General features: G+C 70.1%; 26 protein-coding genes. 3 read left to right on the top strand and 23 right to left on the bottom strand.

Annotated features, from left to right (window positions below):
* Positions 1-8 precede the first annotated feature (8 nt).
* The 7 genes from ABZ464_RS10580 to ABZ464_RS10550 form a co-directional block, all read right to left on the bottom strand.
* Positions 9-2045 (bottom strand): AAA family ATPase, encoded by a 2037-nt coding sequence (locus ABZ464_RS10580; protein WP_359273886.1) that lies wholly within the window; start codon positions 2043-2045, stop codon positions 9-11.
* A 39-nt stretch (positions 2046-2084) separates the two neighbouring features.
* Positions 2085-2720 carry a TetR family transcriptional regulator gene (locus ABZ464_RS10575; protein WP_359273883.1) on the bottom strand — a complete coding sequence of 212 codons (636 nt, stop codon included), beginning with the start codon at positions 2718-2720 and terminating at the stop codon, positions 2085-2087.
* Positions 2721-2740: 20 nt separating this feature from the next.
* Positions 2741-3589, bottom strand: a complete 849-nt coding sequence (locus ABZ464_RS10570) for a hypothetical protein (RefSeq protein ID WP_359273880.1) — start codon at positions 3587-3589, stop codon at positions 2741-2743.
* Positions 3590-3711: 122 nt separating this feature from the next.
* Positions 3712-5898 (bottom strand): aminoglycoside phosphotransferase family protein, encoded by a 2187-nt coding sequence (locus tag ABZ464_RS10565; RefSeq protein WP_359274370.1) that lies wholly within the window; start codon positions 5896-5898, stop codon positions 3712-3714.
* Positions 5899-6100: 202 nt separating this feature from the next.
* Positions 6101-6973, bottom strand: coding sequence for a winged helix-turn-helix domain-containing protein (locus ABZ464_RS10560; protein WP_359273877.1), 873 nt, complete (start codon positions 6971-6973; stop codon positions 6101-6103).
* Between the two features lie 264 nt (positions 6974-7237).
* Positions 7238-7969: an HAD family hydrolase gene (locus ABZ464_RS10555; RefSeq protein WP_359273874.1), complete on the bottom strand. Its 732-nt coding sequence runs from the start codon at positions 7967-7969 to the stop codon at positions 7238-7240.
* Between the two features lie 29 nt (positions 7970-7998).
* A complete protein-coding gene (locus ABZ464_RS10550) occupies positions 7999-8886 on the bottom strand; it encodes a GntR family transcriptional regulator (RefSeq protein WP_359273871.1) in 888 nt (295 codons plus the stop codon).
* A 128-nt stretch (positions 8887-9014) separates the two neighbouring features.
* Here ABZ464_RS10550 and ABZ464_RS10545 point away from each other — a divergent pair, with 128 nt between their 5' ends.
* Positions 9015-9209: a hypothetical protein gene (locus ABZ464_RS10545; RefSeq protein ID WP_359273869.1), complete on the top strand. Its 195-nt coding sequence runs from the start codon at positions 9015-9017 to the stop codon at positions 9207-9209.
* On the opposite strand, the gene ABZ464_RS10540 is transcribed toward ABZ464_RS10545, so the two are convergent.
* The 3 genes from ABZ464_RS10540 to ABZ464_RS10530 form a co-directional block, all read right to left on the bottom strand.
* A complete protein-coding gene (locus ABZ464_RS10540; RefSeq protein WP_359273866.1) occupies positions 9199-10107 on the bottom strand; it encodes a winged helix-turn-helix domain-containing protein in 909 nt (302 codons plus the stop codon). The genes ABZ464_RS10545 and ABZ464_RS10540 overlap by 11 nt on opposite strands.
* 327 nt (positions 10108-10434) lie before the next feature.
* A complete protein-coding gene (locus ABZ464_RS10535; protein WP_359273863.1) occupies positions 10435-11676 on the bottom strand; it encodes a GNAT family N-acetyltransferase in 1242 nt (413 codons plus the stop codon).
* Between the two features lie 101 nt (positions 11677-11777).
* Positions 11778-12344, bottom strand: coding sequence for an aerial mycelium formation protein (locus ABZ464_RS10530; RefSeq protein WP_359273861.1), 567 nt, complete (start codon positions 12342-12344; stop codon positions 11778-11780).
* A 162-nt stretch (positions 12345-12506) separates the two neighbouring features.
* Here ABZ464_RS10530 and dtd point away from each other — a divergent pair, with 162 nt between their 5' ends.
* Positions 12507-12932 (top strand): D-aminoacyl-tRNA deacylase, encoded by a 426-nt coding sequence (gene dtd, locus ABZ464_RS10525; RefSeq protein ID WP_359273859.1) that lies wholly within the window; start codon positions 12507-12509, stop codon positions 12930-12932.
* Positions 12933-12958: 26 nt separating this feature from the next.
* Here the strand turns inward: dtd and ABZ464_RS10520 are convergent, their stop codons facing one another.
* The 9 genes from ABZ464_RS10520 to ABZ464_RS10480 all read right to left on the bottom strand — a co-directional run bounded on the left by ABZ464_RS10520 (position 12959) and on the right by ABZ464_RS10480 (position 21154).
* On the bottom strand, positions 12959-13924 hold the full coding sequence (locus tag ABZ464_RS10520; protein ID WP_359273857.1) for a folate-binding protein: 966 nt from the start codon (positions 13922-13924) through the stop codon (positions 12959-12961).
* Positions 13925-13933: 9 nt separating this feature from the next.
* Positions 13934-14401: a transcriptional repressor gene (locus ABZ464_RS10515; RefSeq protein ID WP_359273855.1), complete on the bottom strand. Its 468-nt coding sequence runs from the start codon at positions 14399-14401 to the stop codon at positions 13934-13936.
* A 30-nt stretch (positions 14402-14431) separates the two neighbouring features.
* The gene (locus ABZ464_RS10510; RefSeq protein WP_359273852.1) at positions 14432-15082 is read right to left on the bottom strand and encodes a restriction endonuclease subunit S; all 651 of its coding nucleotides are present in this window, start codon (positions 15080-15082) and stop codon (positions 14432-14434) included.
* Positions 15082-16731, bottom strand: a complete 1650-nt coding sequence (locus ABZ464_RS10505; protein ID WP_359273848.1) for an N-6 DNA methylase — start codon at positions 16729-16731, stop codon at positions 15082-15084. The genes ABZ464_RS10510 and ABZ464_RS10505 overlap by 1 nt, the downstream gene beginning before the upstream one ends.
* 11 nt (positions 16732-16742) lie before the next feature.
* Entirely contained in the window at positions 16743-17402 is a 660-nt protein-coding gene (locus ABZ464_RS10500; protein WP_359273846.1) for a hypothetical protein, read from the bottom strand.
* A gap of 317 nt (positions 17403-17719) precedes the next feature.
* Positions 17720-18295 (bottom strand): FABP family protein, encoded by a 576-nt coding sequence (locus ABZ464_RS10495; RefSeq protein ID WP_359273843.1) that lies wholly within the window; start codon positions 18293-18295, stop codon positions 17720-17722.
* A 239-nt stretch (positions 18296-18534) separates the two neighbouring features.
* The gene (locus tag ABZ464_RS10490; RefSeq protein ID WP_359273842.1) at positions 18535-19515 is read right to left on the bottom strand and encodes a hypothetical protein; all 981 of its coding nucleotides are present in this window, start codon (positions 19513-19515) and stop codon (positions 18535-18537) included.
* A complete protein-coding gene (locus ABZ464_RS10485; protein ID WP_359273839.1) occupies positions 19512-20393 on the bottom strand; it encodes a hypothetical protein in 882 nt (293 codons plus the stop codon). The genes ABZ464_RS10490 and ABZ464_RS10485 overlap by 4 nt, the downstream gene beginning before the upstream one ends.
* Positions 20390-21154 carry a hypothetical protein gene (locus tag ABZ464_RS10480; protein WP_359273836.1) on the bottom strand — a complete coding sequence of 255 codons (765 nt, stop codon included), beginning with the start codon at positions 21152-21154 and terminating at the stop codon, positions 20390-20392. Before ABZ464_RS10480 ends, ABZ464_RS10485 begins: the two co-directional genes overlap by 4 nt.
* 101 nt (positions 21155-21255) lie before the next feature.
* Here ABZ464_RS10480 and ABZ464_RS10475 point away from each other — a divergent pair, with 101 nt between their 5' ends.
* Positions 21256-21618, top strand: coding sequence for a DsrE family protein (locus ABZ464_RS10475; protein ID WP_359273834.1), 363 nt, complete (start codon positions 21256-21258; stop codon positions 21616-21618).
* A 3-nt stretch (positions 21619-21621) separates the two neighbouring features.
* On the opposite strand, the gene ABZ464_RS10470 is transcribed toward ABZ464_RS10475, so the two are convergent.
* The 4 genes from ABZ464_RS10470 to ABZ464_RS10455 all read right to left on the bottom strand — a co-directional run bounded on the left by ABZ464_RS10470 (position 21622) and on the right by ABZ464_RS10455 (position 23412).
* Positions 21622-21882 carry a DUF3099 domain-containing protein gene (locus ABZ464_RS10470; RefSeq protein WP_359273832.1) on the bottom strand — a complete coding sequence of 87 codons (261 nt, stop codon included), beginning with the start codon at positions 21880-21882 and terminating at the stop codon, positions 21622-21624.
* Positions 21883-21994: 112 nt separating this feature from the next.
* On the bottom strand, positions 21995-22282 hold the full coding sequence (locus ABZ464_RS10465; protein WP_358640276.1) for a DUF1416 domain-containing protein: 288 nt from the start codon (positions 22280-22282) through the stop codon (positions 21995-21997).
* A 68-nt stretch (positions 22283-22350) separates the two neighbouring features.
* Positions 22351-23190, bottom strand: coding sequence for a sulfurtransferase (locus ABZ464_RS10460; protein WP_359273829.1), 840 nt, complete (start codon positions 23188-23190; stop codon positions 22351-22353).
* Between the two features lie 141 nt (positions 23191-23331).
* Positions 23332-23412, bottom strand: coding sequence for a putative leader peptide (locus tag ABZ464_RS10455; RefSeq protein ID WP_359274367.1), 81 nt, complete (start codon positions 23410-23412; stop codon positions 23332-23334).
* Positions 23413-23599 lie beyond the last annotated feature (187 nt).

Raw genomic sequence — 23599 nt, 5'->3', positions numbered from 1 at the left:
GCGCCCTGTCAGTCCCAGGGCAACTCCCGTGTGTGGACCACGTCCAGGCGGGACACCGCGCGGGTCAGGACGACGTACAGCCGGTTGAGGCCGCGGTGCTCGGCCTCGGCGATCGCGGTCGGTTCGACGGCGACGACATGGTCGTATTCGAGGCCCTTGACGAGGGTGGCGCCGATGACCGTCACCCGGCCGGTCGCCGGGGCGAGGCCGGCGGTGGTGAGTGCCTCCCGGACGCGGGCCGTGTCGGCGTCGGGGGTGATCACGCCCACCGACCCCTCGTGGGTGAGGGCGTCGTGTACGGCGGCGACGATCTCGGAGGTGAGGTCGCCGGCGGGGGCGCGGCGGACGCGCAGTGCGCCGTCGTGGCGCAGGGAACGGGCCGGGGGTACGTCCGTGTCGAGCCGGGCGAGGAGGCGGCCCGCGAGGGCGAGGACCGCGCCGGGGACGCGGAAGCCGGTGGTGAGGGGGACGGTCGTCGCGTCGGGTTTGCCCAGGTGGGTGAGCTGGACCCGCCAGGAGCGGGCCGCCCACGGGGTGGTGCCCTGGGCGAGGTCGCCGAGGACGGTGAGGGAGCCGAAGGGGACCCGGCGGGCGATGGCCCGGCATTCCATCGGGGAGAGGTCCTGGGCCTCGTCGACGACGACATGGCCGTAGCCCTGGGGGTGTTCGAGGAGTCCGGCGATCTCGTCGAGGAGGACGAGGTCGGCGGCCGACCAGCGCGCGGACTTCGGTGAGCGCGGCGGCCGGGTCCACAGCAGTGCCTCCTGCTCCGCCCGGTCCAGCAGCCCGTCGGCCGCCGCGGTCAGCGCCTCCCGGTCGCCCAGCAGCCCGGCCAGCACCTCGGTCGGCCGCAGTCTGGGCCACAGCGCTTCCACGCAGGCGCTCACCGCCCGCGCCCGTTCGATCCGCCGCAGCCAGGCGGCCGGGGGCGGCCCGCCGCGGCGTTCCGCCTGTGTCAGGATCCGGCGCACGATCCGGCTGCGGACCCGTTCGCGTCCGACCTCGTACGGCGGCTCCTCGGCGAGCACCGCGCTCACGATCTCGACGAGTTGCCGCCCCGCGATCCGCCAGCGGTAGGACCCGTCCGGTACGGCCAGGTCCTCTGCGTGCGCGGCCGTCACCCGCCCGTACACGGCCCGGCGCAGCACCTCGGCCATCCGGGGGTCGTGCTTGAGGGCGGCGGCCCGGTCGGTGTCGGTCCCGGTGACCGGGTGCCGGGCGATCTCGTCCTCGAGGGTGGACTGCCGTACGCCGGTCTCGCCGAGGGAGGGCAGCACCTCGGCGATGTAGGAGAGGAAGGTGCGGTTGGGGCCGAGGATCAGCAGACCGCCGCGCTTGATGCGCTGCGGGTGGGTGTAGAGGAGGTAGGCGGCCCGGTGCAGGCCGACGGCGGTCTTGCCGGTGCCGGGGGCGCCCTGCACACAGACCGAGTCGGCGAGTCCTCCTCGTACGAGGTCGTCCTGTTCGGGCTGGATGGTGGCGGCGATGTCCCGCATGGGTCCGACGCGGGGGCGTTCGAGCTCGCGCAGCAGCAGCCCGCCGGGGCCGGCGGCCGTCGGCTCGCCGCCTCTCAGGTGCTCGTCCTCCAGTCCGGTCAGATCGGCGGAGTCGCCGCGGCTGCCGGGCGCCCAGCCGAACCGCCGCCGTACGGTCACGCCCTGCGGATCGCGGGCACTGGCCTGGTAGAAGGCGCGGGAGACGGGGGCGCGCCAGTCGACGACGAGGGGCGGGGCGGCGGGGTGCTCGCTGATCCGCAGCCGGCCGATGTGGTGCCCGCCGCCCTGTACGAGGTCCAGGCGGCCGAAGAACAGCGGGCCGTCGGGGAGCTCGTGCAGGGCCTTGGCGCGGCTGCGGAGGCCGTGGCCGAGGACTTCGGCGTCGGCGCCGGACGCGGAGACGTCCTCGCCGATGACGACCTGGAGGTCGGCGCCGTCGACCATGGCGGCGAGGGCGGCCCGGCAGGTGTCGTGGTGGGCGCGTTCATGACGGAGGGCGGTGTCGAGGTCGTGGTCGGGGCCCTTTGCGGCGGTCTCGGCAGACGTCATACGCCGAGGATAGCGAATAACGTAACCGAGTTAAATATTTTACCGAGTAATGTTCGACTGGGTGAGATACGGAAGCCCCGCCTCCAGCGTCGCGAAGGCCCGCTCCGCCGCCCCGACCGCGTCCTGACGTACGTCCTCCACCGCCTCCCCCGCCGAGATCCGCCGCCAGTTCTCCTCGGCGAGGATCCGCCGTACGGCGATGATCTGGCCAGCGGCCAGCCGGGCCTCCAGGCCACCGCCGAGGACCTCGGCGAGGGCGGCCTCGGAACGCTCCAGGTGGGCGTGGAGCCGGGCGACGAGGGACGGGGTGCCGTAGAGGAGGTCGTAGAAGGCGCGGACGGCGGGGTGGTCGTTGAGCCCGGTGATGGGGTCGTGGGCGGCGATCCCCTCCAGGAAGTGGCGGCGCAGGGCGGGCAGCGGCGCGACCCCCTCGGCCCGCCCGCCCTCCACCACCCGCGCGGCCTCCCGCTCGTGGTCGGCGATCCGGTACAGGACCAGATCCTCCTTGGCCGGGAAGTACCGGAAGAGGGTCGGCTTGGAGATCCCGGCCGCCGCGGCGACCTCGGCCACGGACACCGCGTCGAAGCCCCGCTCCAGGAACATCCGCACGGCGATGTCCGACACGGCCTGATACATGCGCTGCTTCTTCCGCTCACGCAGCCCGGGGTCGCTCATGGGGGGAGCCTACGGCGGGTTCAGGACGCGGGACCTCGCCAGGGCGGGGACGCGGCCAGACTCCAGAGGTTGTCGAGATGCCGGTTCCAGGTGGCGATGAGCGCCTTGTCCTCGGCGCCCTCCAGGGACCACACGTTGAGGTCCGTGCGGTAGCCCTTGGGGTCGTAGTACTCGGGGGCCGCGCCACGCAGCACCGTACGCGCCGTGACGTCGTAGAGGCCGTGGAGGACGAGCTCGCGATTGAAGATGCAGATCTTGTCCCGGGGGATGCCGGGGTAGACGCGGTATTCGCAGTGGGCGGAGACCCGGCCGACGGCGGTGAGCCGCTCCGCGAGCGTCGAGAGCGTCTCGTCGTATTCCTGGCACTTGCCTTCGAGTCGCTTGCGGAAGTCCGGGTCGTCCAGCGGGGCACCGGTGTCGCCGACCCGTGAGGGGACGGTCATCGGCTGCCCGAAGTCGGGGATCAGCACCTGGATGGTGACGTGCCGCGTGGGGCCGGGGTCCTCGATGAGACCTTCGAGGCGGTGGTACAGCTCGTTGTAGAGGGTCTCGCCGGTGTAGCCGAGGAATCGTATGTCCACGGTCCGCGCCCGGAAGGCCTCGCTGACGAAGGCGCCCAGCTCCCGTGACTTCACCTGGCCGCGCGTGGGCAGGCGACGCAGCGTCGTGGACAGGTCCTTCACCGCGTCGTAGAGCACGTAGCCGACCAGGCTGAGCAGGGCGCCGCCCAGATAGGCCTTGCCCTCCATGGCGTCGCCGACGGGTTTGACGAACTGCGCGGTCAGTCCGGTGACGAAGATCCCGATCAGCAGGACTCTGGTGACCAGTGGCTCGAAGCGGTCCTGATAGCGCCGGAGCAGCTGCCCCACGCCTTCCTCACCCGTCGTTCGGCTCCCCCGCGCGGACATGGCCGTCCCCCTCGCGCCGCACGCCCCCATGGGGCGTCATATGTCCTTGGACAGAACGGAGTTCAGTGGGAGCCATGGTCTCCCTAGGCCAGAGCTCGGGCAAGATAGGGGTTCGCCGTGGCCGGAAGGGGAAGGCCGAGGGAGGCGGTGGCGGCGGCAAGGGTTCCCGCGTAGGAGTCCACCGCACGTCGGACGTTGGGCGCGTCCAGGCTCGCCCCGGTCACGAGGCGGTCCAGGTCGATGTAGGCGGAGCGGACGATCTCGATCCAGCGGTAGACCAGCCAGTCCTGGCGCCAGTTCTGGGTGTGCCGTGGGGCCAGGCGCTGTTCCCATCTGACGAACATGCGTTCCCTGATCTCCGGCCGGGTCGGGGTCAGATGGATGTGCCGGACCAGGTCGTAGAGAGGGTCGCCGACCAGGGCCATCTCCCAGTCGATGATGGTCAGGGCCAGCGAGTCCTTGCGGCGCACCAGGTTCCACGGGTTGAGGTCGCCGTGCAGCAGGGCGGGGGCCCGGCGGCTGAGCGTGTGCCGGGACAGGATCTGCCGAAGTCTCCAGTCGTCGGGCAGCCCGAGCGTGCGGGCCAATTGCAGGGACTCCTTGGGAAGATTCCGGACCAGTTCGACGAGCTGCGCCTTCAGCCACTCGTAGAAATCGACATCCCCGGCGTCCGGAGCGACCCGAGTGTGGTCCACGCGGGTCAGCTCGCACAATTGGTCGACGAGCGCGTCCGCCTCGTGCGGAAGGAGACCGTTCACGGGATGCTCGGGCGGCTGGTCGATACGCGTGCCGACATAGGTGTGCACCGCGAACGCGTCGTCGGGATAACTCATTCCCAGCGCGAGTACCCGGGGCGCCGCCACCCGGACGTTCGACGCCTGGATCGCCCGCAGTACGGCGTGCTCACTCAGGTAGCTCGGCTCTCGCCGGGAGACATTCGCCAGCTTGCGCCGCACCACGACGGGGGTGGGATTCCCACGGACCCAGACGACCGAATTGAGATGTGCGGTGCCTTTGAACACCCGGTTCGCCGGCGCGGCTCCCTCCGCGAGAAGAGCGTCCCGGACGGCCGCAGGGGGAAATCCGGGGTGCACGGGAAATCGCGGATCGGGATTCCAGTCGCAGGCCTTGGCGATCCAGTCCCGGCCGCTGACATCGCCACGTGACGCCAGCCATCGGAACAGGGCCCGCTCGATCTCGTCCGTCGTCGGCACGTTCCTGAGCCGCAACGGCTCCTCGGCCGTCCGCAGCGCCCGGTGGACCTCCACCGTCGCTTCGTCCAGCCGCTTCTGTGTGAACGACTCCTGCAACGACCGCGCCGCCCGCATGACGTCCGGATAAACCGACTGCGCCCGCTCGAAGTCCAGGTAGTGGCGCAGGTCCCGGGTCATCCCGTTGACCGCGCTCGGCCGGTATTCCCGCATCGCCTCGGCCCAGGCGTCGATCGCCTCGGACCACTGGTGATTCGGGTACTGCATGCGAACCAGGTGCGTGGCCAGATCGTGCAGCGGATCGCCGTAGGTCGCGAGTTCCCAGTCCACACAGATGAGGGGCGGATCACCGTCGTACGTCACGATCAGGTTGTCCCGGTGCAGATCCGCGTGCAGGAGGCTGTACGGCCTGCGGGACATCGCGGGAACCCGCTCGGCCAGTCCGAGCAGGGCATCGTCGGAGATGCCCAGGGCCTTGAAGAGTCCGCCGAACTCCCGCCAGTTGGGCTGGCGGATCTGCTCGTCGGCGAGGTGGGCCAGGGTCTTCAGGAAGGCCTGGCTGTCGCGGTTCGCGGGCCAGAACGAGGGCAGGGAGGGCAGCGCCGCCCGGCGCACCTGCGTCATCTGGGCCAGCAGACGGGCCAGCGCCTTCAACAGCAGGGTGTCGACCGGCTTGCCGTTTCCGCAGATGGTGGAGAGCGGTACCCCCTCCACATAGCTGTGGATGGCGTACCCGCGCCCGGGGACCAGGCACTCGGGTGCGTGCGGCAGGGCACTCCGGACGGCGCGGAGGATCGCCGCCTCGTCCCGCCAGGTCCGGATCACCACGGGCAGGGCGTCCTTCCGCCGGATGCGCACCGTGACGGACGTGCCGGCTTCGCGGCCGATCCGGTGAGCGACGTCCGCTGCCACCGGCAGCACGTAGTTGCGATTGTGGTGACCGCTGGAGACCTGCTCCGATTCCGCGGCCTTGACGAATGCCCTAAGAGCGACGGCGTCGGGCTCCTCGTCAGCGGCTCGTTCCCCAGGGTGCCGAGGGGGAACAAGGGGGTCGACCACTGGCCGCTCCGGATACTTGCGCAGGGATAGGTAGGGCAAACGGTAAATGCGCCGCAGGCCGAAGTGATGATCGAGTGAGCACAACGGGTGGTGCGCCACTCATCCGCTTCAGGCTGTTCGAGACTGGCTTGTTCGCCATCTCATACGTATGGACGGGAGCGATTGCTCGCGCGATTGGGAGATGCTAGCGCACGCTCCTGGCCTATTCGGCGAGAAGATTCCAGACCGAGTCGAACCACGACTGCCAGGTGTCGACGAAGACCGTGCCCGGCGCATTCGGGTCGGAGTCCTTCACGTGGTGGGTGAGCGTCGCACCGAGTCCCAGCACGTCAAGGGCGGTGACTTCCTCCCCCGAGTCCAGTTCGATCTGCCGCTGGATCACCTCGTACGGACCGTGCAACGCCTCGGTGCCGTTGAAGAGGTAGAGCTTGAAGGTCGGGGTCAGGGCGGCGTGGCGGATCTGGACGTCGACGGAGGGCACGAGTTTCTCCGTCCTCAGGTCCTTGAGCACGCCCCGCAGCGAGGCCGTGTGACGGTGGGTGATGTCGTACAGACGGCTTTTCAGCCGGTCGTCGCCCTTGTCGTCCTTGACCCTCGGATAGGGAAGGTTCAGCTCCTCGGAGGGAAGGATCATCCGCAGGCCGATGTGCTGGGGGGCTATGGAGCCGCCGTGGATCCGCTCGGCCTGGAGCCGGATGTGCGCGTCCAGCGACTCCGACGTCAGCGTGTAGACGTCCAGGGTCACCTCGGGCTGCTCGAAGGCCTCGCTGAGCAGCGGACCCAGCCTGGCCCCGTGGCTCTGCCGGGTGGCCCTCGGCGTGGAGGACTGGATCCGCTGTGTCTTGACCACCCGCGAGCCGCTGCCCTGCCGGGACTCGATCCAGCCCTCGTTGGCCAGTTCCCGCAGCACCCGCTGGACCGTGTCACGGGAGACCCCGTACTCCTCGGCCAGGTCCCGCTGGGACGGCAGGAAGGACCGCAGCGGATACGTCCCGTTCGCCATCCGGGCGCGCAGGTCGTCGGCGACTCGATGGAACTCCCGGCCGCCGACATCACCACTCTGCTGCGCGTCCACACCGCGACCGTACCGCCATCCGTCCAGTACCAAACCACGGTCAGTCAAGTATCGGTCAGGCATGACCGATTAAGGATCAATCGGGCAGGGGAAACCCACCTAGAAACGTCAAGCAGTCCAACTGGACCGAGACTTGAAAGCTTCACCGATACTGGCAGGTAGGTGGAAGGGGGGTGGCGCTGATGCTCACGGTGATGGTGGGCGTCCGGGCCCGGCACGACATGCTCGCCGTCACGGCGGTCTGTGTGCTGGTGGCGCTGATGCTCAGGACCGTTCCCTGACCACCCCCAGCACCCTCTCCAGCGAGTTCACCACCATCGTCGCCCCCGCCCCCCGCAGCAGCTTCTCCTTGCGTTCGTTACGCGCGTAGCCCAGGAAGGGGACGCCGGCCGCGCGGGCGGAGAGGAAGTCGGAGGGGGTGTCGCCGATCATCAGGGCGGTGTCGGGGGCGGAGCCCGCCGCGGAGAGGGCGCGGTGCAGGCAGTGCGGGTGGGGCTTGAGGAGGTGGAGGTCCTGGGTTCGGCCGTAGATGTGGGGGGTGAAGCAGGAGGTCAGGCCGCGGCCGGTGAGGTATTTGGCGACCACGCGGGGGGAGTTGTTGGTGGTGATGGCCAGGCGGAGTCCCAGGGCGGTCCAGGTGCGTATGAGGGGGTCCGCCCACGCCGTGGGCATCGCCGAGGAGGCGGCCCGCAGCTCCTCCTGGGTGAGGCGTTCCTCCAGCTCCGCGACCAGGTCGCTGCCGGGCCGCAGGCGGTCCACGGCGCGCAGGACGACGTGCGGGTCCAGCGACTCCCGCTCGGACTCCGTCAGCAGATGGTGCAGGCCCCGCCCTTCGAGCCACTCCACCAGTCCGTCGGCCACGTCCTCCGCCGAATGGCCGGCGAAGAGCCGGCAGATGGGGCCGTCGAAGTCCCACAGGACGACCCTCGTACGCGCGATCAGCTCCCGCAGATCCGCGGTTCCGTTTCCCTGGGTGTTGTCGGTGTCGGCTGCCACCTGTTCAGTCTGCGTCGTATCAGAAGTCACTAGGAGAGTGTCAGGTCCGTCGTGATGGTTTCCCAGAGGGCGTTGAACCACTTCTGGGATTCCGCGACGAACGAGGCGTCGCGCTGACCGTCCGAGGCCACGAAGGAGAAGAGGAGGGACTCGGTGCCCATGACGTCGTACATGTCGAGCGTTCCGCTGTCCGTGTCCTCCGCCCGCCGCTCGACCATGTAGTACGCCATCAGCGCCTCGGTGCCGTTGAGCAGGTACAGCTTCACGGGCGGGGTGAACGGCAGCGCGCGGAAGGTGATGTCGACGTCGATGCCGTGGGAGCGCAGGGTCTGCAGGTTGTGGCGCAGGACGTGGCCCTGGGCGTTGCGCATGGCCAGCCAGCGCTGGTGGACCGGGTCGTCGTCGCCGCGTCCCTCGACCGGGACGGGGAAGGCGAGATTGATGCGGCGGGAGGGCAGGAGGATCCGGACGTCGATCCTCTGGGGGTGGATCACCCCCGCGTGGATGAGGCGCAGGGGCTCGCCCAGGGCGGGGATCAGGCTCTCGGCGGTGAGGCAGGCCGCGTCGATGCGGACGTGCGGGGCGGAGAACGCCTCGGTGAGGCGGGGGGCGAGGCCCACCATGGTGGGCTGGGGCTCGTCGTGGCCGGGCGAGGGCGGTTCGGCGATGCGCGGGGGGCTGCCCTTGCTGACGTTGGTGAGGAGTCCGTCGAGCTGGAGTTCCCGCAGGGCCTGGCGTACGGCGCCGCGCTCCACCCCGAACTCGTCGGCGAGTTCTGCCTGGGTGGGCAGGCGGTCGCCCGCCTTGAGGTCACCGACCCGGATGCGTTGCCGCAGGACGTCGGCGATCTCCTGGGGCGTCCTTCTGCTGCCGTTCACTGCCACGTTCTCCGCCACGTTCTCCTGGGTCACGACCAAACGCTACAACTTAGATCCATCTATGGGGAGTTGCTTGAAAGTTGTTTAGGGGTTGGTACCAAGTGGGGACAACATAATTAGAGTTGGTTGCCAACTTGATTGAGTTGGTGCCCGAAGGGGGGAACACCATGCCTGTCCTCACCCTCCTCTCCGCCGCCATCGTCGTCGGCGTGGAGCAGACCATCCAGTGGAAGTACGGCACCACCGGCGCCGTGGGACTGCTGCTGCTCAGCATCGGGATCAAGGTCAAGAGCCCGGCCCTCAGCTCGGTCGGCGCCGTGGTCCTCGCCCTCGTGGCCACCGGACCCGCCGTCAGCTCGTGAGCAGCAGCTCCGAGCTGATCGTCTCCCAGAGTGCGTCGAACCACAGCTGGGACTGTTCCACGAACGCCGAGTCGCGCGGCCCGGCCCCCTGTTCGAAGGCGAACAGCACCGACCGCGTGCCCTCGGCGTCGTACATCTCCAGGTGTTCCTGATCGATCGTCTGTTCGCGCAGCCGCACGGTGTAGTACGCGAACAGCGCCTCCGTGCCGTTGAGCAGATACAGCTTCACCGGCGGGGTGAACGGCAGCGCGCGAAAGGTGACGGTGACATCGATGCCGTGCGTCGAGCGCAGGGTCAGCAGATTGTGCCGCAGCACCTGGCCCTGGGCGTTGCGGTGGGCGAGCCAGTGACGCTGGAGCCGTTCGGTGGCCGAGGTGTCCACCGCCGCCGGGAAGGCCAGATCGATGTTCCGGGAGGGCAGCAGGACCCGGACCTCGATCTTGGCCGGTTTCAGCTGTCCGGCGTGGATCCGGCGCAGCGGTTCGCCGATCGCGGCCGTGAGGGAGACCGCGGTGAGGCAGAGGGCGTCGACCTGTACGTGCTCGGCCGCGAAGGCCTCGGTCATCCGCGGGGGGAGGCCCACCATGGAGGGCTGCGGGGTCGCCCCCGGACCGATCGGCGGGCCGGCCGCACCCGGCGGCGGGGCGACCGTGGCCGGGCTTCCCTTCGAGACGTTGGTGAGCAGGTGCTCCGACTGCAGAATGCGCAGCGCCTGGCGTACGGCTCCCCGCTCCACCCCGAACTCGTCCGCGAGCTTGGCCTGCGTGGGCATGCGTTCGCCCGGCCGCAGCACTCCGGTTCTGATCCGGGTGCGCAGCTCGTCGGCCACCTCGCGGTGCGAGGGCTGGGGCCGCCCCGCTCTCCCCCGTCCGTTGACGGGGGCATGTTCCGGCTCCACGGTGGAACAGTACAACTTCCCGCCATCTTGCGGCAGTTCAAAGAGAGATGGTTATAAGACGCTTCCAAGCGGACATAAGTACAGTGAAGTTGGCTGCCAACTTCAACAACATGGTCAAACTTCCGGACGGTTGGCCGGTCGGACTCCCTTCCGGAGGGGAGCCGGGAGCCCGAGAGGCCGACACCTGAGCACAGCCACAACTGCAGATCGCCGCACAGCCACAACCGAACATCGCGCGCACAGCCACAACTGAACAGCTACGGATGCACCGTCACTTCCCCGAACCGCCGCGAGGCGGAAGTCGAGAACCGAGAGGCGAAAGGAGTCTCAGAACAGGTCCGGGCACCACGGTCGCCCGGGCGTACGCAGCAGGGCGTCGGCCCCCCGGGCGGCGCCCGCTCGTTCTTCCCGGAGCCGGCCCAGCGCCGCGAGCCGTACCGCCGACTCGTCGCCCAGCCACAGGGACGCCAGCTCGGACACGTCCAGGGTGAGATCGGCGTCGCGGGTCGTCGGCGTACAGGAGGCGCCGTCGGGGGTCGCGTCCAGCAGGAAGCGGCCCCCGGCCAGGCCGGCCCCGTCGACCACCTCCAGGACCAGGGCGCCCGCCGTGTCGTACGTCCGCGCCTCCAGGGCCCGTACGACGTCCAGCAGCCGCACCCACAGCCAGTCGGCCTGGGTCGTGATGCTCGCCGCCCTCGGGTCGGGCAGCAGGAGGGGGAGCAGGTCGTCCGGGGAGCGCCAGCCCGACTTCACGCGGGTGATCCAGTCGATGGAGCACAGGTAGTGCCACAGGGCGCGGGACGCGGCCGGGGTCACCGAGAGCAGCCAGTCCACCGAGGCCGTGTTCCGCGGCTGCTTGGCGTCGGTCCACTCGTCGTCCGCCTGGTACGAGACCAGCCCCTCGACCGCGCCCGCCGCCGACCGGTACACCGCGTAGAACGGCTCGGTCCAGCTCGCCTCTCCGTGCAGGTGGATCACACCGGTGTTCATGTCCCACCAGTGCTCGTGGCGGCTGACGGCGCCCGGCTGGCTGCGGCGCAGGCGCTCGTGCAGGGCGGGGCCGAGCTTGCGGACCTCCGGGCCGTCGATCAGGTCGACCCGGCCGCCGGCCAGGGGGACCGGATGGCGGGGGTCGAAGCCGGCCCTCGGTATGTCGATCGTCCACTCGGTCATGGTGGTGGCGGGGCCGAAGCCGTGGCGGCCGTAGATGCGGTACTCGGCGGCGATCAGGGTGGCCACGACGTCGCCGCGGTCCTTCGCGGCCGTGAGGTCGTCGGCCATCAGCCGGGTGAGGAGGCCCTGGCGGCGGTGGGTGGGGAGGACGGTGACGTTGGAGATGGCGTCGGCGGGGACGGGGGTGCCGCCCGGGGTGGTGAGTTCCTGGGGGAAGGAGCGGTAGGTGGCGGCGCAGGTGTCGGCGTCGAAGGCGCCGTAGAGGCGGGAGTCGGCGAGGGTGGCTCGGCGGGCGGCGACGGATTCCTCGGTGACGGCCGGGGGGCGCAGGAAGCCTGTGTTCAGGGTGCGCATCCAGGTGGGGAGTTCGTCGTCGGTGATGGGGCGGACGTCCATGGGGCCACGGTAGGCAGGGTGGGGGCGGGTGTCGCCGGGTTTTCGCCCCCGCCCCCCTACCCGTCCCGTCGCAGCGACCGGCGCTCGTCGACTGAGTCTTCTCACACCAGCAGGTCGTCGACCTGGGCCTCGCCTTCTCGGTAGCGGCGGGTGATTTCCGCTCCGCAGTCGTCGGCCGTGCGCTGGAGGTGTTGGCGGCGGCGGGAGACCTGCTGCTCGTAGCCGACCAGGCGGGCCATCGCCGCGTGGAGTTCCGGGTCGGTGCGGGCGTCGAGGTCGGAGAGTTCGACGTCGGCGAGCATGTCGGCGGCGAGACGGCCGTACTCCTCGCTGTGCGGGGTGCCCAGCGTGACGTGGCGCGCCGAGGAGCGGTGGCGGGCCGGGGCGTCGGTGAGGATCTCCGGGAGGCGTTCGACGACCGACGCGGCGCCCGACGGGGAGCGGCGGGCCAGCTCCGCGCGGAGGATGTCGATCCGGCCTTGCAGCAGTCGTCGTACGTAGCTCAGGTCCGCCTCGTCGCGTTGGGCGCCCTGGCGCAGGGTGCGCAGCTCGGGCAGGCTCAGCCGGGCCGGCTCGTGCTCCGGCGGATCGGCGGGCGGCGCAGGGCTGTCGCCGCGCTGGAAGGGCGGCCGGTGTGCCTCCAGCCGCCCGGTACTCGGTGTGCTCATGTCCCTCGACCGTCCCCTCGACCGGCGTGTGGTGGAAAGCATCGTGCCACCCCAAGTCGCCGCGATGTGACCGAGTCCCCCCGAACGGCCCCAGACAGGGCCTAAAGGATCAAAAATGGGCCCTTCGCGAGTCCGTGCGGGGCACCCGGCATGATGGTCCGCATGCGAGCTGTGGTGCAGAGGGTGGACGGCGCGAGTGTGGTCGTGGACGGCGAGACGGTCGGGGAGATCGTCGGCGAGGGGCTGTGCGTGCTGGTGGGGGTGACGCACGAGGACACCGAGGAGAAGGCCGCCCAGCTCGCCCGCAAACTGTGGTCGGTGCGGATGCTGCACGAGGAGAAGTCGTGCAGTGACATCGACGCCCCGTTGCTGGTGATCAGTCAGTTCACCCTGTACGGGGACGCGCGCAAAGGGCGGCGGCCCACCTGGAACGCCGCCGCCCCGGGGCCCGTCGCCGAGCCGCTCGTGGAGGAGGTCGTGGCGCAGCTGCGGAAGCTGGGGGCCACCGTCGCGACGGGGCGGTTCGGGGCGCGGATGCGGGTGTCCCTGACGAACGACGGCCCCTTCACCGTCCTCCTCGAGATCTAGGGCCCACAGATCCAGGGCTCGGAGATCTAGGGCTCGACCACCGTCTCCTGGGCCGCAGCCGTCGTGTCCGCCATCAGTGGGGCGTCCACCGGGACGTTCCGCTTCACCAGGGCCAGGGCCACCGGGCCCAGTTCGTGGTGGCGTACCGAGGTCGTGATGAAGCCGATCTTGCGGCCGTCGGGGGCCTCGTCGGCGACCCGGAGTTCGGTGCCGTGGGGCGGGAGGTGGACCTCGCTGCCGTCGAGGTGCAGGAAGACCAGGCGGCGAGGCGGCTTGCCCAGGTTCTGGACGCGGGCGACCGTCTCCTGGCCGCGGTAGCAGCCCTTCTGGAGGTGGACCGCGGTGCCGATCCAGCCCAGCTCGTGCGGGATGGTGCGGTGGTCGGTCTCGAAGCCGACGCGGGGGCGGTGCTGCTCGACGCGCAGGGCCTCATGGGCGAGGATCCCGGCCGGGGGGCCCGCCTTCCCGGCGTACGACTCCAGGTCCGCGCGCGGGAGGAAGAGGTCGCGGCCGTACGGGGTCTCGCGGACGACGACGCCCTCCGGCACCTCGGCGATGGAGCCGGCGGGCAGGTGGACGACGGCGGTGTCGGCGGTGCGGTCGGCGACCTCGACCCGGTAGAAGAACTTCATCGACTCCAGGTAGGCGAGAAGATCCTCCCGGGTGCCGGGTTCGATGTGGGCCCAGACCGTGGTGCCGTCGTCGACGAGGTAGAGCGCGTGTTCGATGTGGCCGTGCGCGGAGAGGATCAGGGCCTCGGCCGCCTGGCCCACGGGGAGGTCGCTGACGTGCTGGGTGAGCAGCAGGTGCAGCCAGCTCAGACGGTCCTCGCCGGTGACGGTGACGACTCCGCGGTGCGAGAGGTCGACGAAACCGGTGCCGTCGGCGAGGGCACGCTGCTCGCGGAACAGGTCGCCGTAGTGGGCGGCGACGCCTTCGTCCACGCCCTCAGCGGGGACGGCGCCGGGCAGGGACAGCAGAGGGCTCTTCATGCCCTAAGCCTACGACTCGGTAATTGAACTCTTGGCAGTCGAACGCCCGTCCGCCACGGCCTTCGACGTGCAGTCCCGGCACCTGCCGAAGATCGCGAAGTGCTTCATGTCCGTCTCGAAGCCGAACGTCTCCCGCAGTTTCGCCGTGAACTCGGCGGCCACCTGCACATCCGCCTCGATGACGTTCTCGCAGTCGCGGCAGACCAGATGGATGTGGTGGTGCCGGTCGGCGAGATGGTACGTCGGCGCGCCGTGCCCCAGATGGGCATGGCTGACCAGGCCCAGCTCCTCCAGGAGCTCCAGGGTCCGGTAGACGGTCGAAATGTTGACCCCCGACGCCGTCCTCTTCACTTCCGTGAGGATGTCGTCGGGGGTCGCGTGCTCAAGGGTGTCCACGGCTTCCAGCACAAGTTGCCGTTGCGGCGTCAGCCGGTAGCCGCGCTGCCTGAGGTCGCTCTTCCAGTCGGTGCTCACCACACGCCCAAGTCTAGGGGGGAGGCGAGCGGATCACTGGTCGGCCGACAGGACGCCGTTCATCAGGGCGTCCGCGAGCGCGCTGCGGTAGGCACGGGTCGCGCGAACAATCTCGGTGTGTGCCTGGATCTTGTCGTCGAGGGCGGCGAGGGTGGCGCCGATTCGTGCCTGCTCGACGATCGGCGGCAGGAGGACCGGCAGCTCACTCAGGGTGCGGATGCTCAGCGACGGGATGACCGCGCCGGCCGTCCGTGACGCGATCCAGTCCTGTGCGGAAGTCGCGCTCAGATACGCGACCAGATACGCGGCCTCGATCCGCCTCACCTCGGGCAGCCTGAGCCGTACCAGGTTGGGATGGAACAGCCAGCCCACGTGCTCTCGGGTGACCAGTGCACAGCGACCAACGGTCCCGGTCCTGGTGAGGAGGATGTCCCCTCTTGCCAGCTCGTACTTCGCCAACGCCTGCGCCCGCCCCCAGGGGATCGCGGGCACGTCCGCGGCACCCTCGGTGACGATCCGCTGACCACGTAGATCGCGCGGGAGTACCAGGGGGGTCCCGCCATCAGCTTGGGTACGGCCGTTGTCCTCGGCACGCCGACCCGGTCCCACCTGGATGGACGCGCACAGTTCCCGGAGGTGATGTCGCGACCAGCCTGCGGGGAGCGTGAGTTCGTCGGTCGCCATCACAGTCCGTACCTCCTGAGCCACCGGGCCGCTTCGGCGTCGGCCGCCGCCGCCCGCGTGTGTAGGCTCTCGATCTGCTCGGCCAGCCTCGCCAGCCGGTTCCGAGTCGCGGCGGTGCCGAGCGTGGCGGCCGCCTGGACTTGGTCCGACGGCCGGACGTACCGCGCGGGATCCAGACTGTGGCCCTGGTCCGCGATGTCCGACACCAGTACGGCACGGCTCAATCCGGGGGTGCCCGAGAAGGAGCGCCCGCCCGCACGAGCCGTGTGCCATGACATGTACTCGCCCACCAGTAGGGCGATGTCTTCGTCGGTCAGTGCCCACTGGGTGCGGGCGATCCGGTGCCCGAGATGCTCACCAGCCACGAGCAGCACCTCAGGATCTGTTGCGCCCCTGGAGCCGGGCGCGCGCAGGAACCAGATCTGCGTCTTGACGGCCGTGAGGGTGAAGACCCTGGCGGGAAGCCCGATCACACACTCCACGACCCCGGCCTCGACCAGCCCGGCCCGCACGGTCTCGGCGGCGCCACGGTTGAACGAGGCGCCCGCCGGCAGGAGTACAGCGGCCCGGCCCTCGGGTGCGAGGCGCGAGACGATGTACTGCAGCCAGTCGAACTCGGTACGGCGGGCAGGGCCGTAGGTCCAGTACGACGGCGGGTCCACGTTCTCCAGGCGGCGGCCGAAGGGCGGGTTGGTCAGCAGTACGTCAAAGGCGCCGGGAGGGTCGGCGGGCGGATCGAGCGCCGGGGTGAACGGTCCTTCACCGAGTCGCACGCTCCGCCCGTGATGGACACGCAGGTTCATTTGCGCCACCTGCCGTTCCAGGCCGTCGGGTACCCGGCCGCCAACCACGGCCGCTGCGCCGTCGCCGTGCGCGGCGACCGCGTCCAGGTAGGCGACGAGCAGTTCGCCGGTACGGCCGTATGGATCGTGCACCCGGACCGCCCCGGGGCGTACGGCGGCCAGCGCCTCGGCCATGACCCGGCTCACGGATGGCGGGGTGTGGAACGCGCCCCCCTCGCGCGCGTGCGCGGCCCGCCACAGAACCAGGACATGGTCGAACGCGGCCCGGCTCTCCTGTCCGGAGCCCGCGCCGGCAGGGCGGAGCGTGTCCGCGAGGTCGGCCAGCAGATGGCGCGGGACTGTCTCTTCCGGCAGGTTGAGCTCCCGGACGCTCTCGCGGAAAACGTCCACGGCCTTGGCCAGGCCGTCGTCCGGTTCCGCGATCTGATTCAGGACGAGGTACAGCAGCCAGAAGAGGTAGCGGTCCAGCGGCATGGGGCCCCGCAGCCGGTCCGCCTCCGCCCCTGCGAGCCGCTCGACCATGCGCAGGAGCCCGCCAGACTTGCCGCCGGAGAGCCCCGCACGGAACCGATCGCCGTAGGTCGTACCTGCCGGTTCGCCCGGCCCCAGGACGTTGGCGGGGACGGTCCGGCCGGAGAGCCAGGTCAGCACCTCATCGGCACGGAACCGCTCGACCTCGGCATCGGCGGTCACTGGCGTCGGGAAGTCCGCGTGCCGCCGCTCCCAGTTGCTGACTGCGGGGCGCCTCACGCCGGCGAGGCGCGCGATGTCGGGTCGGGAGACGAGTACGCTGGCGAACTCCGTGTCGCCCTCTGCCACGGAACGTCGTGCTGCGGAGTCGGTCACAGTGCCTTCCCTCAGAACTGCGGCGGTCTGGCGCCGCCCAGGACATCCGCCCGGCCTGCGAGCACGGTTGAGAAACGGTCCATGGCCGGTGCCTCCTTGGCCAGCTCCAGACTGAGGTAGCCGAGCACGCGGTAGATGGTGTCATGGTCGGCGGCGAGGTGCCGGTGATGGACCGGCTCATGGTGCATCACCCGGTTGCGCAGCAGAACCAGCGAGGTCAGATCGCGGTAGAGACGGTCGCGACGCCCTCGGTAGTGCGGAAACGCCGTGTGCAGGACGGGCACCCAGAAGTCGCGGTCGTAGCCCGAGCTGAGCAACGACGTCCAGAAGCCGAAGGTCAGCTCCGCCACCATGTCGTCCGGCGTCGTGCGCCGCAGGCGGCGTCCGCATGAGCGGCGGGCGTCCTCGACAAGCCTGCGACCTCGCTCATTCAAGGGCGCCACCGTCCACCAGTCCGGTCTGCCGTGATGTCGAACGAGCGCGCTGTGCACGGCGTTGCGCAGGGCCAGTTCCAGGCAGTGCAGCGACCCCAGCAGAGCGGCCGACACCTCGATGTTCCACCAGTACAGCCGCTCCGCGGTGCGGGCGTCGCCGTGCGCGGCACGGATGTACCGCCGCAGGCGCGGCAGGGACAGGTCGCGCAGCATCCATGCGGGCAGGCGATTGGTCACGGTTCCCCCTACACGCATCCATGGATGCGCTGTGCTAGCGTGGTAAGCGAATGTTCTGGGTCCGCCTCTGCTTCGCATGCCGCCCAGGGCACAGCCTCCGGAGCCCCGGTCGCAGGCATGATGCGACCGGGGCTCCGCGCATTCGCGAGGCCTGTCATTGCTCTACGAAGACGTCATCAAGGTAACGCGTAGCGTCGGCGCCTGCAAACGCATTGCCATGCAGCTTTAATTGTTAACCCCAGCGGGAGCAGAACAGAGCCCCCGCGCCAACGGCTGCGGGGGCTCTGCGGAAGTCCAGGTGAAAAAGAACGGGGGGCCTACTTGAAGAACGCGATGCCGTCGTCCGGCATGTCGTCGGGCAGGGCCTTGGCCCAGCGCTCGACGTCCTCGGGCGTGACGACCTTCTTCAGATGGGCCGACATGTAGGGGCGCAGCTCGACCTCGGGGGTCTGCTTCTCCCCGACCCACATCAGGTCGCTCTTGACATAGCCGTAGAGCCGCTTGCCGCCGGTGTAGGGGCGGGAGGCGGCCGTGCGGGCGACGGCGTCCGTGAACAGGTCGATCTGCGGCTTCTTGTCGGCCATCTCGCCGTACCAGATCTCGATGACGCCGTCGTCGCGGGTCATCGTCACCTCGACCTTGCGCGAGCCGTCGATCCGCCAGAAGCCGGACTCGGACTCCAGGGGACGGACCTTGTTGCCGTCGTTGTCCAGGACCCAGGTGTGGGACCGGTACTCCAGGAAGTCACGGCCGTCGTGGCTGAAGGTGACCTCCTGCCCGAAGTTGCACTTCTCCGCACCGGGGAAGTCGTGCACACCGGCGCCCGCCCAGGTGCCCAGCAGGAAGGCGAGGGGGACGAGGTCCTTGTGGAGGTCGGACGGAATCTCGATCATGGTTGACAGTTCCTGGATCGGTCGGTCAGCGCTGGCCCTGGTACAGCTTCTTCACGGTCAGGGCGGCGAAGGCGAGGACACCGACGCAGACCAGGACCAGCAGGGTTTCGAAGAAGATCTCCACGGGGTGCTCCTCGGATGAGCGTGGTTGGTTCCGTACGTACACAAGGCCGGTCCCCAGCTTACGCGGCCGGGGACCGGCCCTCCGTGTGAGGTGGGCCCTCACGGGCGCCCGGGGGTCACTCGAGCAGCTGGCTCTGCAGGACCACCGTCTGCTGGAAGGGGATCGCCGGCATGCCGCCCTTCCCGGCCTGCACGATCATCGCCAGGACGTCACCGGCGCTCAGGTACGCGAGGCGGACCTGCTCGCTGCCGTACGGCTTCATCTCGGCGTACGGCGTCAGTGCGACGTTCTTGGAGCGGGGTTCCGTCGGGAAGTCCTCGTCCCGCTCATACGCGTCGGCACCGCGGACCGGGTACACCGGGGCGTCGTAGCGCGTGAGGGTGTCGGCGACGACCTGGTCGGTGACGGCCACCGAGCCGAATCTCAGCAGGTAGACCCGGGTGATGATGCCGTCCGGGGTGGTCCAGCCGCGGGCCGCGATGTGGCGCAGGCCGGCGTCCACGAGCTTGTCCTGGATGTCACCCCGGCGGGTCGCCTCGAACTCCTTCAGGAAGTCCTTCGTCGCCAGCCAGCCGTCGGAGCCGGCCAGCGCCTTGTCCTGCGTCGCGCCCTCGGGGGCGGGCAGGACGAGGGCACGCAGGTCGGCGTAGTGGGCGCCGGAGGGGTTCGCCGTGGCGAAGGGGCCGGGGCTGCCGGAGGGGAGGGGCGGCCTGGTGAGCGTCGGGTACGCCCACCGGCCGTCCGACTTCGTCGCCAGACCCGGTACGTCGGTGCGGTCCATCCTCGTGATGCCGTACGCGGTGGACGCGCCGACCGCCGCGAAGACGGTCACCGCGGCTGCCCAGCGCAGGAGGCCGCGCGCCATGCGGTTACGCCGCCGAACCGCCTCGGCTCCGCCCTCGCCCCCCGTGTTCCCACCCGCACCACCTGTGCGGGTCTCGTCGTCGGGCGCGGGTGGCCCCAGCGGTCCGTCCCCACCGTCGGCGGCTGCGGCCACGCACGACTCCGCCACCTGCGAGCCGGCCGGTTCCGGAGTGGCCGGTTCCGGGGTCGTGGGTGTGTCGGGGGTCGGTGTTGTTGTCTGTTCGTCGGTCATACCGTCTCCCCCGGTTCCGCGATGCGGTCGAGTTGTTCGCGGAGGAGCAGGGCGACTCCCTTGGTGTCGAGTGGCTTGACGGCCTCCGCGGTCAGGCTGACCAGCACCTCGCCCACGTACGCGGAGCAGAACATGCCCTCGAGGTCGGAGTCGGCGTCCTTGGGCGGCAGGAAGCACTTCGCGTTCTTGTGGCCCTTGATCTCCGGCCCCTTGCGGAAGACGTCCAGGGCGTCGAGGAACTCGCCCTGGAAGGTCGCGATGTCACGCACCGCCGCCTTGTTGTCCATCTGGGACAGCGTGATGCCGACGGAGTACACCCCCTCGTTCACATCGAGCGCGCTGGTCTCCTCGCTGAGGTAGCTCCGCATCGCCATGCCCGTGATGCGCTGCTTGTCGATCCGCTGCTCCAGCCGCTTGCGCTGCGACCGCGGCAGATCCTTCAGCGCCTCCTTGCGCAGGGCGGCGGCCCGCTCCCCGCTGAGCTGGGCGTCGGCGCCGAACTCACCGATGTCCGGCCCCCGGACGAACCCCTCCGTGCCGTACGGGACGAGCATCGCGGCGAGGCCCGTACGGCTCGTCTCCCCGTGCTCCGGCCGGCCGGTCGCCGGCGTCTCCTTCGGGAACGTCCAGACCGGCGCCCCGGGGTCCCGGTCGGCGTCGCGCACGGTGACGACCGTGAGACCGACCCCGGCGACCAGGACCCCGGCCAGCACCAGGGATCCCCCGACGGCCGCGGCCCGCCGCAGGCGCCCGCGCCGCGCGGCAGGGTCGACCGGCTCCACCGGCGCCACGACCAGCTCGGGGCCGACCGGTTCCACCGGGCCCACCGAGCCGACCGGTCCGGCCCCCGCGGCGGCCTCGTACTCCTGCTCGCTCACAGCCGCTCCATCTGCCGCTCGGCCAGGTCCATGATCTTCTTCTTGGAGATCGTCCTGGACCCGTAGACCCAGATCTCCAGGGAGACGTCACCGCGCCAGGCGTGCGCCTCCGCGCTGTAGAGCGGCAGGTAGCCGGCCTCGGTCTTCGGCTTGTGGTGGACATACGCCATGCCCGTGCCGGTACCGGCGATCGGCCAGCTGTCGGTGGAGCTCTCCTTCTCCGCCCAGTACTGGTTGTTGTCGCAGTAGTCGGCGGCCGCGACCGTCTCCTCCTGCCGGAACTGCACCAGCCGCAGCTCCACGGTGTACGAGCTGCCCTCCGCCCAGCCGACGACGGCGGCCCGGCGGAACTCGTTGCCGACGAGGTCGCCGAAGATCTCCTCCGGCTTCTCGTAGGAGTCGGCGTAGGCGGCCAGGTCCAGCCAGCCGTCCTGGCCCTCCAGCCAGTCGGCGTCCTTGGCGCCCTTCGGCTTCGTCAGCAGCAGCTTGCGCAGGTCGCCGTCGGTCTTCACCCGACGGTCCCGCGCCGCCGACAGCGGCTCGGGGGCGGGGCCCTTCGCCTGCGGCATCGTCGGCTGCGAGAGCGAGGGCAGTTTCGTCGGCTCCCGGTCGGCCTGGACCAGGTAGCCGGCGCACGCCCCGACCACCAGACCGAGCACCACGGCACCGGCGATCAGCAGGGTCGTACGGCCTCTGCGTCGTACGACATGTCCCGGCGCATCTTCGGGCAGCCCCACGGCGCCCTCCACGCGTTCTTCCACGACGTCCCCCTCAGAACGTGCAGCGCGCCATCCGTATCGCGCTCCACGGGAGACCCATGGTCAACACAAGGAGTTGTAAGGGAGTTGATTACGATTCGGCCATGGCGAAGAAGCTCGTGATCAAGGTGACCGCCGGGGCCGACGCCCCCGAGCGGTGCTCGCAGGCGTTCACGGTCGCGGCGGTGGCCGTGGCCAGCGGGGTCGAGGTGTCGCTGTGGCTGACCGGGGAGTCCGCGTGGTTCGCGCTGCCCGGCCGGGCGGCCGAGTTCGAGCTGCCGCACTCCGCCCCGCTGCCCGATCTCATCGAGGCCGTCCTGGCCGGCGGGCGGCTGACGCTCTGCACGCAGTGCGCGGCCCGGCGGGACATCACGGAGAAGGACGTCATCGACGGCGTACGGATCGCGGGTGCGCAGGTGTTCGTCCAGGAGGCCCTGGCCGACGGCGCCCAGGCCCTCGTCTACTGACGGCTAGGGCCGGCGCTTCTTGCCGTCCAGTTCGTCCCACCACTCGTCGGACTTCGGGTCGCCGGAGGGGTCGTCCCACCAGCGGTCCTCCGGGCCTCGCCGGTTGGCGACCATCGCCGCGAGCGGCGGGATGACCATGGCGACCACGCACATGCCGACCGCCACCGGCACCGACCAGATGCGCACGACTCCCCAGGCCAGGACGAACAGGCCGATGCACGTGCCCATCATGGCGAAGTAGAGGTGACGCCGGCGTGCGTACATGCTTCCAGCGTAGGTCCGGGCAGCCGGAAGGGCCGTACCCCGCGGGGGATACGGCCCTTCCGTCGTCAGCACCTGTCGGCGTCCGTCACAGACCGCCCGAGCCCTGCGGTCCTCAGACCGCGATCGCGACCTCCGCGAGTCCGCCCTTCTGGGCGACGACCGTGCGGTCGGCGGTGGCGCCGGGGACGAGGGCACGGACGGTCCAGGTGCCCTCGGCCGCGTAGAAGCGGAACTGTCCCGTGGCGGAGGTGGGGACCTCCGCGGTGAACTCACCGGTCGAGTCCAGCAGGCGGACGTATCCGACCACCGGCTCGCCGTCGCGGGTCACCTGGCCCTGGATCGTGGTCTCACCGGGCTTGATCGTCGAGGCGTCCGGGCCGCCGGCCTTCGCTCCACACATGTCTTTCTCCATCGGGGTCTGACCGGACGGAAGGAAGGCCGGTCGGTCGGGTTTGCGGGCTGGGTGGGTTACTTGTTGGCGCCGAGCTCGATCGGCACGCCGACCAGGGAGCCGTACTCGGTCCAGGAGCCGTCGTAGTTCTTGACGTTCTCGACACCGAGCAGCTCGTGCAGGACGAACCAGGTCAGGGCCGAGCGCTCGCCGATGCGGCAGTAGGCGATGGTGTCCTTGGCGAGGTCCACCTGCTCGTCGGCGTAGAGCTCCTTGAGCTCGTCGTCCGACTTGAAGGTGCCGTCGTCGTTGGCGTTCTTCGACCACGGGATGTTGCGGGCGGTCGGGACGTGGCCCGGGCGCTGCGACTGCTCCTGCGGCAGGTGGGCCGGGGCGAGCAGCTTGCCGGAGAACTCGTCGGGCGAGCGGACGTCGACCAGGTTCTGCGAGCCGATCGCGGCGACGACGTCGTCACGGAAGGCGCGGATGGCGGTGTTCTGCGGCTTGGCGGTGTAGGTGGTCCCGGCGCGCGCCGGGACCTCCTCGACCAGCTCGCGGGCGTCCAGCTCCCACTTCTTGCGGCCGCCGTCGAGAAGCTTGACGTTCTCGTGGCCGTACAGCTTGAAGTACCAGTACGCGTACGACGCGAACCAGTTGTTGTTGCCGCCGTAGAGGATCACCAGGGTGTCGTTGCCGATGCCCTTCGCCGACAGGAGCTTCTCGAAGCCCTCCTGGTCGATGAAGTCACGACGGACCGGGTCCTGGAGGTCCTGGGTCCAGTCGATCCGGATGGCGTTGCGGATGTGGTTCTTCTCGTAGGCCGACGTGTCCTCGTCGACCTCGACGATGGCGATGTCGGCGTTGTCGAGGTTGGCCTCGACCCAGTCGGCGTCGACCAGGACTTCGCTGCGGCTCATGCTCGTTCTCCTCCGGGGCAGTTGCGGCGGGGGTGTGCAAGAAAGAGGGGGTGCGCGGCCGGGTCTCGCCGGCGGCCGGCGCACGGATGCCCTCGGCTCGAGGGCGCCGGGAGGCGCGGAAGGCCGGCGGCGCTTCCGCTGTCAGACAGTGCGACAGAGCATGGCGGCGACGCGGCACAGGTCTACTGCCCGCCGCTTCGTGAGATCCGCCTGTCGCTGCATCATGCGGTCGATCGTAGGGACGGACAGGCGGGCGTGTCACCAGCTGGCCGGATGGTGAGATGCGATCGTCCGCATCCTGGGACGACTATGGGCGCGCGCTGTCCGCGCAGGGCCTCCGGGTGGGTGTATCCGTCGTCACATCTACGGTTCGGACGGCGGCGTCTCGCCTGTCGGACATCAGAGGGTC

Source organism: Streptomyces sp. NPDC005820, from assembly GCF_040630255.1.
Taxonomy (GTDB): domain Bacteria; phylum Actinomycetota; class Actinomycetes; order Streptomycetales; family Streptomycetaceae; genus Streptomyces.
This window is presented reverse-complemented; position numbering and strand designations above follow the sequence as displayed.